Source organism: Sorangium aterium, from assembly GCF_028368935.1.
Taxonomy (GTDB): domain Bacteria; phylum Myxococcota_A; class Polyangia; order Polyangiales; family Polyangiaceae; genus Sorangium; species Sorangium atrum.
Genome location: NZ_JAQNDK010000003.1, coordinates 1495171 through 1511234 on the forward strand (window position 1 = coordinate 1495171; position 16064 = coordinate 1511234).

A 16064-nucleotide genomic window follows, 5' to 3' on the forward strand; every position below is an offset into this window, starting at 1 on the left:
CGCGGCGTGCTACCGTCCCGCCGTGACGCCTCCTCCGGATCACGACGGCGGCGCGCTCGACGATCGGGGCGCCCGCGACGACACCCCGGCCACCGCGGCCGAGCTCGACGCCCGCCTCTCGGCGGCCCGCTACATCTCCGATCCGGCGACCTCGCTCGCGCTCTGGCTCGCCCTCCGGATGGATCGGCCGCTCCTGCTCGAGGGGCCGGCGGGCGTCGGCAAGACCGATCTCGCCCGCGCGGCCGCCGAGGCGCTCGGCCGAGGGCTCATCCGGCTCCAGTGCTACGAGGGCCTCGACGAGGCGAAGGCGCTCTACGAGTGGGACTACGCGAAGCAGATGCTCTACACGCAGCTGCTGCGCGACGCCGTCGCGAAGGAGATCGTCGGCGCCGCGAGCCTCGCCGCGGCCGCGCGCGCGATCGCGGGGAGCGAGGCCTCGTTCTTCAGCGAGCACTTCCTGATCGCGCGCCCGCTCCTCGCGGCGCTCCGGAGCGCCGCGCCGGTCGTCCTGCTCATCGACGAGGTCGATCGTGCGGATCCTGAGTTCGAGGCGTTCCTCCTCGAGGTGCTCTCCGACATGCAGGTCACGATCCCCGAGCTCGGCACGATCCGCGCCGCGCGCCCGCCGCTCGTCCTGCTGACGACGAACGCGACGCGCGAGATGACCGAGGCGCTGCGCCGCCGGTGCCTGCACGCGTTCCTGGACTACCCGCCGCCGTCGCGCGAGGTCGCCATCCTGAAGGTCGCCCTCCCGGGGATCGAGCCCCGCCTCGCGGCGCAGATCGTGGCGTTCGTCGGCGCCCTGCGGGCCATGGATCTGCGGAAGTCTCCCGCGATCAGCGAGACGATCGACTGGGCCCGCGCGCTGCTCCTGCTCGGCAAGCGCGCGGTGACGCCGGAGATCGCGCGCGACACGCTCGGCGTCCTGCTCAAGCACCAGAGCGACCGCGGCGACGCGGAGGCGAAGCTCGGCGCCCTCGTGCGGGCCGCCGAGCACGCGGGCGCGGGCGAGCCGGCTACCTGAGCTCGGCCACCTTCTCGCCGAACAGCTTCTCGAGCCGCCCGAGCATGGCGTCGTTGGGCTCGACGCGGAGATCGCGCCCCAGCGCCAGCACCGCCTCTGCCCCGTCGTCGAGCTGGATCACGAGCTGCACCGGGCACACCCCGGGGCTCGCCCGCAGCAGCGCCCCGAGCCGATCGATGTGCTCGCGCCTGGCGCTGCGCGACTTCAGCGTGATCGCCACGCTCCGCGTCTGCGCGAGGATGGCGTCGGCGAGCGGCTGCACCTCGTCGAGCAGCAGGGTCGGCTCGCGCGGCGCGGCCTCGGCCTCCTCGGCCCCCTCCTCCACCATCGGGAAGCTGATCTTCCCCGAGATCAGGACCGGCTCCCCTCGGTTCAAGAGGTCCGCGTAGCTCTCGATCTGCTTCTCGCGCACCTTGACCTCGACCCGGCCGGTCGTGTCCTCGAGCACGAAGAACGCGATCTTGCCGCCACCTCCCTTGAAGATGCGCTCGCGGTAGCCCTCGACCATCCCGCCGACGCGCACCCTGGCCCAGGCATCCATGCCGGCCAGCGCGCTCACCGCGGTCACGTCGAAGCGGTTCATGTCGACGCCGTACCGATCGAGCGGGTGCCCCGAGACGTAGAACCCGAGCGACTGCTTCTCCCGCGAGAGCGTCTCGCGCAGATCCCAGTCCTCGGCCATCGGGTAATCGTCCAGCCTCACCTCGCTCTTGGACGCCACCGCCGCGAACAGGCCGATCTGCGCGCTGTTCCGCTCCTTGCTCGCGGAGCGCGAGCGCTCGAGCGCCCTGTCGATGCCGGTGAACGCCCGCGCCCGCGAGATGCCCCGCGCGTGGAGGCTCGCGTCGAACGCGCCGCACTGCACGAGCGCCTCGAACACTCCCTTGTTGACCCGCCGCGGATCGACCCGCTCGGCGAAGTCGAACAGATCCGCGAACGCGCCGCCCGCGTCCCGCGCCTCGAGGATCGCCTCGAGCGCCGACTCGCCGACGCCGCGGATCGCGCCCATTCCGAAGCGGATCTTCGGGTCGTACGGGTCCCTCACCCGCGAGCCTCCGCGCCGGGTGCCGGCCATGCGCTTGCCGTTCGTCGCCGGCTTCGCGCTGTAGACGACGGTGAAGTCCGTCTTGGACTCGTTGATCTCGGGCGGGAGGATCTCGACCCCCCACGCGCGCCCCTCCGCGATGATCCGCACGACCTTCTCGATCTTGTCGCGGTCGGCGGTCATCAACGCGCAGAGGAACTCGACCGGGTAATGCGCCTTGAGGTACGCCGTCTGGTAGGTGAGCAGCGCGTACGCCGCCGAGTGGCTCTTGTTGAAGCCGTAGCCCGCGAAGTACTCGAGGAGCCCGAAGATGCGTTCGGCGTCCTCGCCCTTCACCCCGTTCTTGAGCGAGCCGTCGACGAACGTCGCCTTCTGCTTCGCCATCTCCTCGGGCTTCTTCTTGCCCATGGCGCGCCGGAGCAGATCGGCGCCGCCGAGCGTGTAGCCCGCGAGCTTCTGCGCGATCTGCATGACCTGCTCCTGGTAGACGATGACGCCGTACGTCGGCTGGAGGAGCTCGTCGACGAGCGGGTGCATCTTCTCGATCGGCTTGCGGCCGTGCTTGCAGTCGACGAAGTCCTTCACCATGCCGGTGCCGAGCGGCCCGGGCCGGTAGAGCGCCACGGCGGCGACGATGTCCTCGAAGGCGTCCGGCTTGAGGTCCTTGAAGAGCTGCTGCATGCCGCTCGACTCGAGCTGGAACACGCCCGTGGTCTCGCCCGACTGGAGGAGCGCGTAGGTGGCGGTGTCGTCGAGCGGCACCGTGTTCACGTCGAAGCGCTTGCCCTCCTTGTCCGCGAGGTCCGGCCGCGCGTTCACGAGCCGCACCGCGATGTCGATGACGGTGAGCGTCTTCAGCCCGAGGAAGTCGAACTTCACGAGCCCGGCCAGCTCGGCGTCGTCCTTGTAGTACTGCGTGACGAGCTGCTCGCCGTTCTTGAAGCAGGGGACGTGATCCCAGAGCGGCCCCTCGCTGATCACGACGCCGGCGGCGTGCATGCCCGCGTGCCGCGTCAGCCCCTCGAGCTTCTGCGCCTGCTTCAGGAGCTCCGCGACCGTGGGATCGCTCTCCTTGAGGGCCTTGAGCTTCGGCTCGATGTCGAGCGCCTCCGGGATCGTGTACATGATCCCCGGGCTCTTCTGCGGGATGAGGCTCGCGATCTTCTGCGCCTCGTTCGCGGGGAACGCCATCGCCCGCGCGACGTCCTTGATCACGCTCCGCGCCTTGAGCTCGTGGAACGTCGCGATCTGCCCGACGGAGGGTTTGTCGGCCTCCTTGCTGTACTTCTTGGTGACGTAGGAGATGACCTCGTCGCGCCGGTCCATGCAGAAATCGACGTCGAAGTCCGGCATGCTCACGCGCTCCGGGTTCAGGAAGCGCTCGAACAGCAGGTTGTACGGCAGCGGATCGAGATCGGTGATCTCCATGGCATAGGCGACGAGCGAGCCCGCGCCCGAGCCGCGGCCCGGCCCGACCGGGATGCCGTGGTCCTTGGCGTACTTGATGAAGTCCCAGACGATGAGGAAGTAGCCTGGGAAGTCCATCTGAACGATGACGTTGAGCTCGACGTCGAGCCGCGCGCGGTAGGTCGCCTCGTCCACTCTCCTGCCCGTCTGCGCGATCTGGGCGAGCCGCTTCGTGAGGCCGTCGTGCGCCACGTGCCGGAAGTACGCTGCCGAGTCCGCGAACCCGCTCGGCAGCGGGAACGTCGGGAGCATCGGCTTGCCGAGCTTGAGCTTGAGCGTCGAGCACCGCTCGGCGATCTCGAGCGTCGAGCGCACCGCCTGCGGGTGGTCGCGGAACAGGTGCATCATCTCGTCGGCGGGCTTGAGGAACATCTCGAAGCTGCCGTGGTGCGCGGCGCTCGCCTCCGCGAACGTGCGGTTGGCCGCGATGCACGACAGGTAGAGCTGCCCCTCGCCGTCCTCGCGCGCGCCGAAGTGCGCGTCGTTGGTCGCGACGAGCGGAAGCCCCAGATCGCCCGCCGCCCGCGCCAGGATGCCGTTGAGCACCGACTGCTCGACCAGCCCGTGGTCCTGCAGCTCGACGTAGAGGCTCCCCGGCTGGAAGCAGTCCCTGAGCCGGCTGAGCGCCTCGCGCCCCTCCCCCTCGCCCTGCTCGAGGATCCGCTGGGCGACCACGCCGCCCATGCAGCCGGTCAAGCCGATGAGCCCCGCGCTGTACTGCGCCACCGTGTCGAGCCGCACGCTCGGCGCGAGCCCGCTCGCGGGATCGACGTGCCCCTTGGAGACGATGCGGACGAGGTTCTTGTAGCCCTCCTCGGACGCGGCGAGCAGCACGAGGTGATCGACGGGCGTCTCGTCCACGCCCGAGCGCGACACCTGCCCCGCGGACGCGCCCCAGCTGCGGGCCACGTTGACCTCGCAACCGATGATCGCGCCGATGCCCTGGTCCTTGCAGGCCTTGTAGTGCTGAATCGCCCCGAACATGTTCCCGTGGTCGGTCAGGGCGACGGCGCGCATTCCCAGCGATTTGGCGCGCGCGGCGAGGTCCTTGACGCGCAGCGAGCCGTCGAGGAGCGAGTACTGCGAATGCACGTGGAGGTGGATGAACTCAGCGGTCACAGCAGGCTTCCAGGTGGCTTCTCATCGTGGTGGTAGTCGGGAAAGACCGGTAATCGGGGAGAGGGCGCGGAGAGCGAGAGCGGGCGGCGTCCGGACAATCCACCAGCGCTCCAGGCGGGCTCACATATAGCGCATTGCGCAGCGGGGATCGCCCTTGATGAGCCGCGCAGGCCGGCGCTAGCATGTGCGCCCGTCTGAGAGCACTTGCCTGATCTGGGGTGGGGTTTCCAGAAAGTGAGGTCGATGATGCGTCAATCCCGTATCGCCGTCGCGGTGTATTTGGCGACCGCGCTCGTTTCCGTTACCGGTTGTGGCTCCGAGGCCGCGGCGCCTGTCGTTCAAGACGTCGACCTCGGTCAGCCGCCCGCGCCGGGCCCGGAGCAGGCAGGGGATGGCGAGGGCGTCGCGTTCGCGATCGACCGGCTCTTCCTCGGCGATACGGATCGCGACGGGAAGAAGGCGGCCGGCAGCTGGAAGCAGTACGGATTCAACCTCGACGGCAAGGTGTCCAGCACCGTATCACAAGACCTGTGCAAGCCGGTGGACGACACCGCCCCTTCGGAGGTCTATCCGGACGGCGCCGACGGGATCGACAACTCCTTTGGCAGCAAGCTCGTCGGCCTCATTTCCAACCTCCTGACCGACCCGTCGACCCGGGTCAGCGACGCCATCGGTAAGGGCGATTTCACGGTGATCTTCAAGGTCGACGGGCTCGGCGAGCGGCCTTCCTACAACCCCCTCACCGCGAAGCTCTACGGCGGCGCCACGCTGGGCGCGGCGCCCACCTGGGATGGCACCGACCGGTGGCCTGTCGTGCCTGAGCTCCTCGACGACGCTCAGGACGTCGAGAGCTCCAAGGTCGTGTTCCCGGCCAGCTACGTCGTCGACGATACATGGGTGTCGGGCCCGGATTCACAGGTCACGTTCCGGCTGAACCTGACGGTCTCGGACACCATCATCGGTCTCACGATCCGCAATGTGAGGATCGCGATGGATCTCGCGCCCGATCACAAATCGGTGGTCAAAGGGACCATCGCGGGTGTGCTCGAGACGGCTGTCCTCGTCGAGGAGCTCCGCGGCGTCATCGGCGCCGTACAGCCGAATTTCTGCGAAGGCGCGGCGCTGGAGACGATCCTCGATCAGGTCCGCCGCGCGTCGGACATCATGAAGGATGGCGGCCAGGACCCGAGCAAGGAGTGCGACGCCATCTCCATCGGCATCGGGTTCACCGCGAGAGCGGTCCAGCTGGGCGAGATCGCGCCGCCAGCCGTGACGACCGGCGTGCCGTGCCAGCCGGCGCCCGCAGACGGAGGCTGAGCGCCGCGCGACTCCCCTCCACCGACGGCCGCTGCGTCGAGCGCGCCTCCTGGGCTTTGCGGGCACCTCCCGGGTGCCCGCGCCCGCCGGAATCCACACAGCCTGCGACGTGCAACCTGCTCGGTCGGCTCCGACCCTCCGCGAAGATCGTGCTCGCGCTTGAGCCGTCGCGCCCCCTGCGAGCGTCTCAAGGAGCGACCCCGCCCGTCCAGGGTACGCGCTCAGGCGAGGGAGGTCTTGCCAGCGCGCTCTCTCGGTCCGCCCGCTGGTGGGCGGGCCGCGAGGCGCCCTCTTCCTGGTTTCGTTCGTCCTGACTTTTCGCTAGAAGGCGGCATCGCTTCGAGCGTCCACCACGCAAGTACCCGATGGCGGTGAAGATTCATGGCGAGCTGCCGTCCAAGGGCGTCAGCCCGGCGGGTCGCCGACGCGAGCACTGGCTCGTGCCCCTCAGAGGAGAACAAGGTCCATGCGTAGATACGTCGCTTCCGTTCTGTGCGCCGTGATGATGATTGGCGCTGCCGCCGCGACGGCGGGTTGCACGGCCAGCGCCTCGTTCGGCTCCGGCAAGGAGCCGGCGGCCGCGCCCCCGCCCCCGCCTCCGCCGGAGCCGAAGCCCGAGCCGAAGGAGGAGAAGAAGCCCCGCCCGCGCTTCAAGCTGACGTTCAAGCTCAAGGGCAATGAGGTCGCTCTCCCCGGCCCGGTGGTCTTCGAGACGAACAGCGACAAGCTCCTGCCCGAGAGCGACGAGGTCCTCAACCTCGTCGACGACTTCCTGAAGCAGCGGGAGGACGTCAGCCTGCTCCGCATCGAGGGCCATACCGACTCGGACGGTGAGGACGCCGCGAACCAGACGCTGTCCGAGAAGCGCGCGATGGCGGTCGCTCGCTGGCTCGTCGCGAAGGGGCACGACTGCAAGCGCTTCATCGCCGTCGGGTTCGGCGAGACCAAGCCGGTCGCCGACAACGGCACGCCCGAGGGCAAGGCCCAGAACCGCCGCACCGGGTTCTTCATCGCGGCGATCAAGGGCAAGGCGGTCGACAAGCAGCCCGTCGACGGCGGCGGCAAGGTCGCCGGCGACGCCTGCAAGTGACGCCGCTGCGCCCGGGCGCGCTTCGGGCCGCGCGCCGCGATCACAGCGGGCACGGGCCGTCGGGGCGTTCGCCTTGGGCTGACGGCTGACGGCTGCACCCGGTGGCCGGCGCCCAGCGCCCTTCGGGGCGCGCCGGCCGCCGGCGCCGCTGCGTTCTCCGCGCTCGCCGGCGGCCGGCGCCGCCCCGCGATCCTTCTTTTCTTGCCTCCCCCACCAGCTTCACTATCGGTACGTCTCCACGACATGCGGAGACGTCACGACAAGTCCCTGGGTCGCCTCCTTTCCATAGCCATCCTCTGGGTCGGCCTCTTCGGCTGCAACTCCGGGGCGGGCGACGTCCGCCAGTGGACGCGGGACGACCACGATCCGCCGAACCCCGGCGAGGGGCAGGGCGGCAAGGTGGCCGCTCGGCCGATCGCGTCGGATGAGACCGATCCGGGGCTGATCGAGCTCGCCTGGCAGCGGAACTGCTCCACCTGTCACGGCAGGGCCGGGCGCGGCGACGGCCCGCAAGGTCCGATGGTCCGCGCCCCGGACCTCACCGACGCGGCGTGGCAGGATCGGGTGACCGACGCCCAGATGGCCGACACGATCAGGAAGGGCAAGAACAAGATGCCCGCGTTCGACCTGCCGCAGCCGGTGATCGAGGGCCTCGTGAAGCGCGTCCGCACCAACCGCGCGCGCTGAAGCTCGATGAGCTCGACCTCGCAGCACGATCTCGATGAAGCACCCGAGGAGAGGCCGCCGGAGCCGGAGACCCGACCGCCGTGGCTCCGACGTCTCGCGCCGGCGCTCCTCCTCCTGGGTGCGCTTTATGCGGGGAGCATCCTCTTCAAGCGGCTGCCCGAGGAGCGGGAGGTCGAGCTGCGGCTCGATGACGCAGCGACGGTCGTGCGGCTCGACGTGACGTGGACGGATTCTTCTTCGGGCGACCGCGCGGACGACGCCGCGCCGGTCATCGACAGCTCATGGCGGTTCGCCGAGGGGACGGCCCCACGGGCTGTCTTCACGAAGGTGTCGCTCCCGGACGGCCTCTACCAGGTGGAGATCACGGTCAGCAGGAAGGGCGAGCACGACGTGACGAGCCGGGCCGTCACGCTCGCGGACGAGTCCCGGATCACGCTGTTCGTACACTGAACGGCGCCCCGCGCGCTCCCGCCGGCCTCGCGGAGCGCGCTTCGACCGGCGCTCCTGGAGCGAGCCCAACAGCGTCCAGATGCGCCGGAGACCTGCTGCCGCTCATTGCGGTCGCCCGGCGCACGAGACCGTTGACGCCCGGAAACCGACAAGCAAGGCAGCGCCCTGAGTTGGAGGCGTGTCTCTGAGGTACCACCTCGCGTCCAGCAAGCCGCACGCAGTCCTTGATGAAAAACCTTCGTCCTTAAGCACAAGACTTTGTTATTCTTGATGTTTTACTGCTTCCAGTGACAGCGTTTCGGGTGGGAATGGAATGTGAGAACGAATTCCCTTGATGCGTTCCCCCCGAAACCGCTACTTCTTGGCCCGCGGAAGCAGAGCGTGGCACCTTATCCTACAACCACTTACACGCTCTGACTGGGACGACCGTGGTGCATCGTGGTGCCCCCCCGGAGGGAGCGACCATGCGGCCTGTACAGTGCCGCTGGAGGCGGAGAAGGAGAACCGATGAGGATCACCCCGTGGTATCTGGCTGCGCTCGCCCCGTTCGCCGCCATTGGTTGCAGTGGCGCCTATCTCGGCCACGCCGCCGTTGTCGCATTGACGATCGGCATCTTCCTCGGGACCCTCTCGCTCGGCCGCACCCCGAGCTCGAGCCCCGCCCCGCCGAACGCCCCTGTCTCCTGACTTTCTCGCCCAGCTACCGCCTGCTGCACCTCGACGCGAGGGTTTCCCGAGCGCACGACAGCGCTGGCGCTTACGCTCGGGGAGCGTGAGGTCATGACGCAAGACGCCTCCGTCGGCCGGCTCAAGCGGCTCGAAGAGTTCACGCTCATGGACCTGGAGTCCGTGCACCTCATCCTGCGCGGCGACTCGGTCATCGACTGGAGGCGGCTCAACCTGCAAGGCGAGCAGGCGGCGCGGGACCTCTTGCTGGCGCAGGAGTTCCGCCCGGACGAGCCGGGGGATCGCGCCCACCTCGAGAGCGTCAAGAACGAAGCGATCGCGTACCTGCGCCGCCATTTCGAGTTCCCGATCCCGAGCCCTGTCGCTCGCGCCTCGGTCGAGGAGATCCTGCTGCTCGCCTCGGGCAAGGGCCACCGCCAGCTCTGCGCCTGCACGATCCTCAAGGCGATGCACATCATCCATCACCTGGCCGGGCGCGAGCTCCTTTTCTCGATCCCCATGTCGGACCAGGACGTCTTCCACCTCGTCGAGGAGAAGGTGTACCGGGTGATCGGCGGCATGCTCGCGGCGGGCTTCCCGATCACCGAGTTCATCGGCGGGCGCAAGAACAAGGACTCGCTCTACACGAAGCTCTTGTCGAAGACCGACACGACGGCGGCGGCCATCTACGACAAGCTCCGCTTCCGCATCGTCTGCCGCACCGTGGACGACCTGCTGCCGGTGCTCCTGTACCTGTCCGAGCGGCTGTTTCCGTTCAATTACGTCGTGCCTGGCGAGAGCACCAACACGATCCTGCGGTTCCGGAGCTACTGCGAGACGCGGCCCTTCCTTCTGCCGATGCTCGACGCGTTGCAGACCGACGTCGACGACGGACTCACGGCAGGCGACAACAGCTTCAGCGATCGGAGCTACCGCGTGATCCACTTCGTCGTCGATCTGCCGGTGCGACTCCCCGCCGAGATCCTCGACATGGCGCCGCCCGCGGCCTGGGCGCTCGGGCCGATCATCTTCGTGCTGTGCGAGTTCCAGCTGATCGACCGAGAGACCGAGGCGGCGAACGAGGTCGGCGAGGCGAGCCACGCCAGGTACAAGGAACGGCAGAAGCAGGCCGTCATGCGCAGGCTCAAGCTGGGGGTCCGCTCCACCCGTGACCCGGCGAGCGGCGGACCCAAGCGAGAGCGCTAGGCGCCGCGGGACACCGTCGAGACGCCGCGGCGACGAGGCCGCCAGCGCGCAGCGCACTGGACCGGGCAGCGAGCCTGGACCGCGCGGCGAACCAGGCCACGCAGCACATCCGACCGCGCAGCGCACGGACAGGATGGCCGCGGCGGACGTATTGGAGCAACACCGCGGCGAATCGAGCGGGCAGACCGGAGAGATCCGCGGGATATCCAGGGGTGGGTGCCTGGAGCGCGGAACGCGTGGGCAGCGCGGCGAACGCCGCTGCGACGCCGGGAGCAGTAGGGCTGTCGGAGCAGAGGCCGCCGAGCGAACAGCCTGGACGGTGCCCGACGGCGCTCGATCGAGGAGGCCTTGGGACCCCTCAACGACACCGACGGACGAGCGGGCTCAGATGCGGCCCTTCAGCGCGTCGCGATCGAGGACGACGATCCGGCGGCGATCGATCTCGATCACCCCCTTGCGACGGAGATCGCCCAGGGTGAGCGTGACGGTCTCGCGCGTGGAGCCGATCATGCTCGCCATCTCCTGATGGGTGAACGGCGCGGAGATGAGCACCCCGCGCGGATCGGGGATGCCCCAGCGCGTCGCGGCCTTGAGCAGGAACTCACAGAGGCGGGCCTCCACGTTGCGGAAGAGCATGGACGCCAGGCGCTCCTCGGTGTCCGTGTGCCGCTCGACCAGCGTGGTCACGATGGCGGCGGCGAAGTTGGCGTCGCTCGCCATCAGGTTGCGCACCGTCGCGAGCGGGACGAGGAGCGCCTCGACGTCCTCCGTGGCGATCGCGCTCTCCCGGTGGGCCGTGACGCCCCCGAGCGCAGCCTCGCCCAGCACGTCGCCGGCCCCTCTGTAGCCGAGCGATAGGCTGCGCCCGTCGCTCATCCCACGTACCAGCCGGACTCGGCCGAGGCTGAGCATGGCGAGCGCGGTCGCGGCGTCGCCCTGCGTCACGAGGTGACGCCCTTTCGCGACGCGTTGAATCGTCCCTCCGTCCGCCAGCGCCGACTGCGTGGCCGGGGAGGCCGCGTTGCCGATCGCGCCGCGCCGGACAACCCGCCGCTTGCGGGAGTCCAGGTCGAGTCCACCGTCGTTCCCGAGCGCGCCAGGCTGGACCCTGACGCTCCGTGCCATCGCATCCTTACCCATCATCATCGCGGCTGCTCCTGCGGTTTGCGGTGTCGCGGTCCTACTGTTCCGGGGGGCCCCCACCGGCCGGGGGGGGCCCGACTTGTGCCGGAACCTCCCACTTGCGTTGACATCCTGGATACGCGGCCCGTACCTTTCGGTTCGAGCCGGGCACGCCCCGTGAATGAACCCCTGCACGGGGGAGCCAGTTCGACCGCTCCTCCAGCTACGGACGTTGGATGCGCCTCTTTAGCGGCAAAATTACTCCCCTCACAGAAGAACTCGTCCGCGCGCTCGTGGACAACCGCGATATCGAGTGCGAATCGAAGAAAGAGGTCGCGCTCGACGTCGAGTCGGTCTTCACGAGCTACCTGCACGCAGAGCGGGAAGCGACCGAGCGGGCGAAAGAGATCCTCCAGGCACGCGGACTGCCTCAAGGCGAGTTCAACCGGGTCAAGCGCCTGGCCGCGGAGCAGAAGGGGATCAAGACCGGCGAGGAAACGATGGATTATCTCCTCGATCAGCTGCTCGAGATGCTGATGCACTCGAACAACGTCGAGGAGGTGTTCGTCGAGGACCACGACCTGCGCCGCCGGATAAGGCCCATCCTCCGGAAGTACCTCGAGATGGACGAGGCGCTCGACACCGAGGTGCGCGGCAAGCTCCGCCACGTGCAGGAAGGGTCCCGCACCTGGGAAATCGAATACCAGCGGGTCATGGGCGAGATCCAGCGACGCAAGGGCCTGCTGTAAACGCCGCCGCCAGGCAGGCCAGCTCTACACCGAGCGAGCGAACCGTCTGTGGCGTTCGCTGGTTCAGCAAGACCCCGCCCGACCCCGCAGCGCTCGCTCCGCGGGACGCCGTTGTGGGATAGGCACGCACCATCTACGACCGTACCCTCTGCGGAGCGTTCCTTCTGCCAGATCGGGCTTCGTCGTGGTACCGGAGGACATCATGAGCTGGATTCCGAAGGTCGAGGCGAAGCGCCACTTCTGTCATAAATGCAAGAACGAGCTCATCTTCGAGGTGAAGCTCCAGCGCGCGGACACCTGTCCCCACTGCGGTGTCGACCTCCACTGCTGCAGGAACTGCGAGAACTGGGACCCGGCCGCGCACAACCAGTGCAAGGAGCACATCGCCGAGTACATCCCGGATCGGGAGAGAGCGAATTATTGTACTTTCTTCACGTTCAAGAACGGCGTACCGGAAGACAACTCGAAGCGCATCGCGGATTCTCGCTCCAAGCTCGACAACCTTTTCAAGAAGAAGTAGGCGCCCGCTGGGGGAGCACGCACATGTCCACGCCTCGCTACTTGGTCACCGGCGGTGCCGGGTTCATCGGAAGCAACCTCGTCGCGGCGCTGACCGCCGCCGGCGAGCGGGTCCGCGTCCTCGACAACCTCGCGACCGGCCGATGGGAGAACCTCGACGGGCTCCCGCACCAGTCGCTGATCGAGCGCATCACGGGGGACATCCGGGACGCGGCGGCCGTCGCGTCGGCGGCGAAGGGGGTCGAGGTCATTCTCCACCAGGCCGCGCTCGGCTCGGTCCCGCGCAGCGTCGAGTCGCCCGTCGAGTCGAACGCCGTCAACGTCGGCGGCACCGTCACGGTGCTCGACGTGGCGCGCAGGCAGGGCGTGCGCCGCGTGCTCTTCGCCGCGTCGTCCAGCGCGTACGGCGAGACGCCCGTCCTCCCGAAGCATGAGGGCATGGAGCCAATGCCGCTGTCGCCGTACGCGGTCACGAAGCTCGCCTGCGAGCACTACATGAAGGTCTTCGCGGGCATCTACGGCATCGAGACCCTGAGCCTGCGTTACTTCAACGTCTTCGGGCCGAACCAGACGCCGGACGGCGCCTACGCCGCGGCGATCCCGCGGTTCGTCGACGCCGCCCTGCAGAACCGGCCGATCCCGATCTTCGGCGACGGCGAGCAGACGCGCGACTTCTGCTTCATCGAGAACACCGTCCTCGCGAACCTGCTCGGCGCGACGTCGTCGAAGAAGTTCAAGGGGGAGGTCGTCAACATCGCCGGCGGACGCAGGATCGGGCTGAATGAGCTCTGCAAGGAGATCTCGCGGGCCCTCGGGCGGGACGTCGCGGTCGAGCACCTCCCCGCCCGCGCCGGGGACATCCGCCACTCGCTCGCCGACATCTCGCGCGCGGCCGAGCTCATCGGGTACGAGCCCCGCGTGCGCTGGGAGGACGGCATCGTCCCCACGGTCACGTACCTGCGGACGCTCCGTGAGAAGGGACCCGCGGCCGCGTCGGCCACGGTCACCTGTGGCAAGGTTCCGCTGCCCAAGGCCCAAGAGGCCTCGGACATCGGACAGAAGGCGAGCTAGGTAGAGCGGGGCGGCTCGTGCGGAGCATGACCGGCTTCGGGCTCGGTGACGCTTCGCTCACCGATGGGCGTGTCGTCGCCGAGATCCGCTCGGTGAACCAGCGCTTCCTCGACGTGCGCGCGCGGCTCCCGCGCGAGCTCGTCGATCTGACGATGTTCGCCGAGCAGGTGGCGCGCGAGCGCCTGCGGCGGGGGCGCATCGAGATCATCGTGCGCACCGAGGGCGCGGTGCTGGCCCCGAGCACGCTCGACAAATCGAAGGCGCGCGCGGCGTTCCACGCCCTGGCGGAGCTCCGCGACGAGCTCGCGCCGGGCGCCGACGTGCCGCTCTCGCTGCTGTGCGCCGTGCCGGACCTCTTCGCCCCCGCCGGCGGCCACGAGATCGCGGCCGTCCGCGCGGCGCTCAAGCTGGCCATCGAGCGCGCGATCGACGCGATGGAGGGCATGTGCCTGCGCGAAGGCGAGGCGCTCGCCGGCGACATGCGCGGGCGGGTGGCCACGCTGCGCGCGCTCGCGTCCGAGGTCGTGGCGCGCGCGGACGAGGCGCGCGAGGCGCTCAGGCGCCGCCTGCGCGAGCGGGTCGAGCGCCTGCTCCAGGGGGTCGAGGCGGGCTTCGAGGCGACGCGGATCGAGGCGGAGGTGATGCTGCTCGCCGAGCGCAGCGACATCACCGAGGAGATCACCCGCCTCCGGAGCCACCTCGACCAGTTCGGCGGCGCGCTCGCGGCGCCGAGCGGCGACCCTTGTGGAAGGAGGCTCGACTTCCTGCTTCAGGAGATGGTACGCGAGGCGAACACGCTGGGCTCCAAGGCGCAGGACGCCGCCATCTCCCATCACGTCGTGGCGATGAAGGTGGAGCTCGAACGCCTGCGGGAGCAGGTCCAGAACATCGAGTGACAGGAGAGCATGTCGACCGAAGCACTCAGTGACGACTTCCTCCTCCTCATCGTGTCGTCCCCGTCCGGCGCGGGGAAGACGACGCTCTGCGGGAGGCTGCGCAGCGAGTTCCCCGATCTGCGCTTCTCGGTCTCCCACACGACCCGGCGCCCGCGCCCGAACGAGGTCGACGGCCGGGAGTACCACTTCGTCGACCCGAACACGTTCGAGCAGATGATCCGCATCGGCGCATTCGCCGAGTGGGCCAGGGTGCACGATCACCTCTACGGCACGAGCCTGAAGGAGATCGAGATCGCCCGCGCCACCGCGCGCGGCGTGCTGTTCGATATCGACCACCAGGGCGCGCGCCAGATCAAGGCGAGCCTGCCCGAGGCGGTCGCCGTGTTCATCCTTCCCCCGTCGCTCGCCGAGCTCGAGCGGCGCCTGCGCGGGCGCGGGACCGAGGACGAGCCCACGACGCTCCGCCGCCTCCGCAATGCGAAGGGCGAGGTCGAGCATTACGGCTTCTTCGATTACGTCATCGTGAACGACGAGATCAACCGCGCCTACGAGCAGCTGCGGTCGCTCGTCTTCGCCGAGCGGTGCCGCCGCCAGCGGCGCGCGGCCCTCTGCGAGCGGCTGCTCTCCGAGCGGAGGTTCGAGCGATGAGCGCCAGCGGCGCGGGCGACGTGCTCGCCATCATCGGCGGCAGCGGCGTCTACGAGATGGGGTGGCTGGAGGACGTCGAGGAGGTCTCTGTCTCCACGCCCTTCGGGCTGCCGAGCGACGTGGTGCTCCGCGGGCGGGTCAAGGAGGGCGACGCGACCGTGCTCTTCCTGCCGCGCCACGGCCGCGGGCACCGCTTCTCGCCGTCGACGATCAACTACCGAGCGAACATCTGCGCGCTGAAGATGCTCGGCGCCACCCACGTGCTCAGCGTGAGCGCGGTCGGCTCCCTGCGTGAGGACATCGCGCCTGGCGACCTCGTCGTCGTCGACCAGTTCATCGATTTCACGAAGCGCCGGATCTCGACGTTCTTCGACGAAGGCGTCGTCGCCCACGTGCCGTTCGCCGATCCGGTGTGCCCGATCCTGGCGAGCGCGGTCCATGACGCGGCGCTCGCCACCGGCGCGCGCGTCCACCGCGGCGGCACCTATGTCTGCATCGAGGGCCCGCAGTTCTCGACGCGGGCCGAAAGCCGCATGTTCCGGACGTTCGGCGCGCACGTCATCGGGATGACCAACCTGCCCGAGGCGAAGCTCGCCCGCGAGGCGGAGCTCCCCTACGCCACGCTCGCGCTCACCACCGACTTCGATTGCTGGCACGTCGGCGAGGAGGCGGTGAGCGTCGAGGCGGTCATCACCGTGCTCAACCGCAATATCGTGGTTGCGCGGGACGTCGCGAAGTCCCTCGCCCGCAATCTCCCCGACGTGTCGCAGAGCCCGGCCCGTCACGCGCTGGAGAAGTGCATCATGACCTCGGCCGGCGCGTCATCGCCCGACGCAGAGGCGCGGCTCGAGTGGCTCATCGGCCCTCGGCGCAAGGCCGGCTGAGCCGCCCTCGGGCCCACTCGGCGCTGCGCCCGCTCCTGGAGGGGGCGCAGCGGGCGGGAGGGGCGCGGCGGGCTCTGCTGGCGTCGGGTGCGGCCGCGGCGCGG

Annotated in this window: 15 protein-coding genes; 13 read left to right on the forward strand and 2 right to left on the reverse strand. The window is 69.2% G+C overall.

Annotation, left to right across the window (positions count from 1 at the left end; all coding sequences use genetic code 11):
- Window positions 1-22: 22 nt before the first annotated feature.
- Window positions 23-1024, forward strand: coding sequence for an AAA family ATPase (locus POL72_RS29870; protein WP_272099482.1), 1002 nt, complete (start codon window positions 23-25; stop codon window positions 1022-1024).
- Here POL72_RS29870 and dnaE read toward each other — a convergent pair.
- Complete coding sequence (dnaE, locus tag POL72_RS29875; protein ID WP_272099484.1) at window positions 1017-4655, reverse strand: DNA polymerase III subunit alpha; 3639 nt, start codon at window positions 4653-4655, stop codon at window positions 1017-1019. The genes POL72_RS29870 and dnaE overlap by 8 nt on opposite strands.
- A gap of 243 nt (window positions 4656-4898) precedes the next feature.
- On the opposite strand from dnaE, the gene POL72_RS29880 reads away from it, so the two are divergent.
- From POL72_RS29880 to POL72_RS29905, 6 genes are all read left to right on the forward strand, one after another.
- Window positions 4899-5972: a hypothetical protein gene (locus POL72_RS29880; RefSeq protein ID WP_272099485.1), complete on the forward strand. Its 1074-nt coding sequence runs from the start codon at window positions 4899-4901 to the stop codon at window positions 5970-5972.
- 466 nt (window positions 5973-6438) lie between these two features.
- Window positions 6439-7062 carry an OmpA family protein gene (locus POL72_RS29885; protein ID WP_272099486.1) on the forward strand — a complete coding sequence of 208 codons (624 nt, stop codon included), beginning with the start codon at window positions 6439-6441 and terminating at the stop codon, window positions 7060-7062.
- A 243-nt stretch (window positions 7063-7305) separates the two neighbouring features.
- Complete coding sequence (locus POL72_RS29890) at window positions 7306-7749, forward strand: c-type cytochrome (RefSeq protein ID WP_272099488.1); 444 nt, start codon at window positions 7306-7308, stop codon at window positions 7747-7749.
- 6 nt (window positions 7750-7755) lie between these two features.
- Window positions 7756-8199, forward strand: coding sequence for a hypothetical protein (locus POL72_RS29895; RefSeq protein ID WP_272099490.1), 444 nt, complete (start codon window positions 7756-7758; stop codon window positions 8197-8199).
- Between the two features lie 507 nt (window positions 8200-8706).
- Window positions 8707-8886 carry a hypothetical protein gene (locus tag POL72_RS29900; protein WP_012236385.1) on the forward strand — a complete coding sequence of 60 codons (180 nt, stop codon included), beginning with the start codon at window positions 8707-8709 and terminating at the stop codon, window positions 8884-8886.
- A 93-nt stretch (window positions 8887-8979) separates the two neighbouring features.
- The gene (locus tag POL72_RS29905; protein ID WP_272099493.1) at window positions 8980-10071 is read left to right on the forward strand and encodes a TIGR04552 family protein; all 1092 of its coding nucleotides are present in this window, start codon (window positions 8980-8982) and stop codon (window positions 10069-10071) included.
- A gap of 384 nt (window positions 10072-10455) precedes the next feature.
- Here the strand turns inward: POL72_RS29905 and POL72_RS29910 are convergent, their stop codons facing one another.
- Complete coding sequence (locus POL72_RS29910) at window positions 10456-11196, reverse strand: Crp/Fnr family transcriptional regulator (RefSeq protein ID WP_272099495.1); 741 nt, start codon at window positions 11194-11196, stop codon at window positions 10456-10458.
- Between the two features lie 233 nt (window positions 11197-11429).
- On the opposite strand from POL72_RS29910, the gene POL72_RS29915 reads away from it, so the two are divergent.
- From POL72_RS29915 to mtnP, 6 genes are all read left to right on the forward strand, one after another.
- Entirely contained in the window at window positions 11430-11942 is a 513-nt protein-coding gene (locus POL72_RS29915; RefSeq protein ID WP_012236388.1) for a DUF507 family protein, read from the forward strand.
- Between the two features lie 202 nt (window positions 11943-12144).
- Window positions 12145-12462 (forward strand): hypothetical protein, encoded by a 318-nt coding sequence (locus POL72_RS29920; RefSeq protein WP_012236389.1) that lies wholly within the window; start codon window positions 12145-12147, stop codon window positions 12460-12462.
- 23 nt (window positions 12463-12485) lie between these two features.
- Complete coding sequence (locus tag POL72_RS29925; protein ID WP_272099498.1) at window positions 12486-13532, forward strand: SDR family oxidoreductase; 1047 nt, start codon at window positions 12486-12488, stop codon at window positions 13530-13532.
- Window positions 13533-13558: 26 nt separating this feature from the next.
- Window positions 13559-14428, forward strand: a complete 870-nt coding sequence (locus tag POL72_RS29930) for a YicC/YloC family endoribonuclease (protein ID WP_272100036.1) — start codon at window positions 13559-13561, stop codon at window positions 14426-14428.
- Between the two features lie 9 nt (window positions 14429-14437).
- A complete protein-coding gene (gmk, locus tag POL72_RS29935; RefSeq protein ID WP_272099500.1) occupies window positions 14438-15076 on the forward strand; it encodes a guanylate kinase in 639 nt (212 codons plus the stop codon).
- Window positions 15073-15960 (forward strand): S-methyl-5'-thioadenosine phosphorylase, encoded by an 888-nt coding sequence (gene mtnP, locus POL72_RS29940; protein WP_272099502.1) that lies wholly within the window; start codon window positions 15073-15075, stop codon window positions 15958-15960. The genes gmk and mtnP overlap by 4 nt, the downstream gene beginning before the upstream one ends.
- Window positions 15961-16064: the final 104 nt, after the last annotated feature.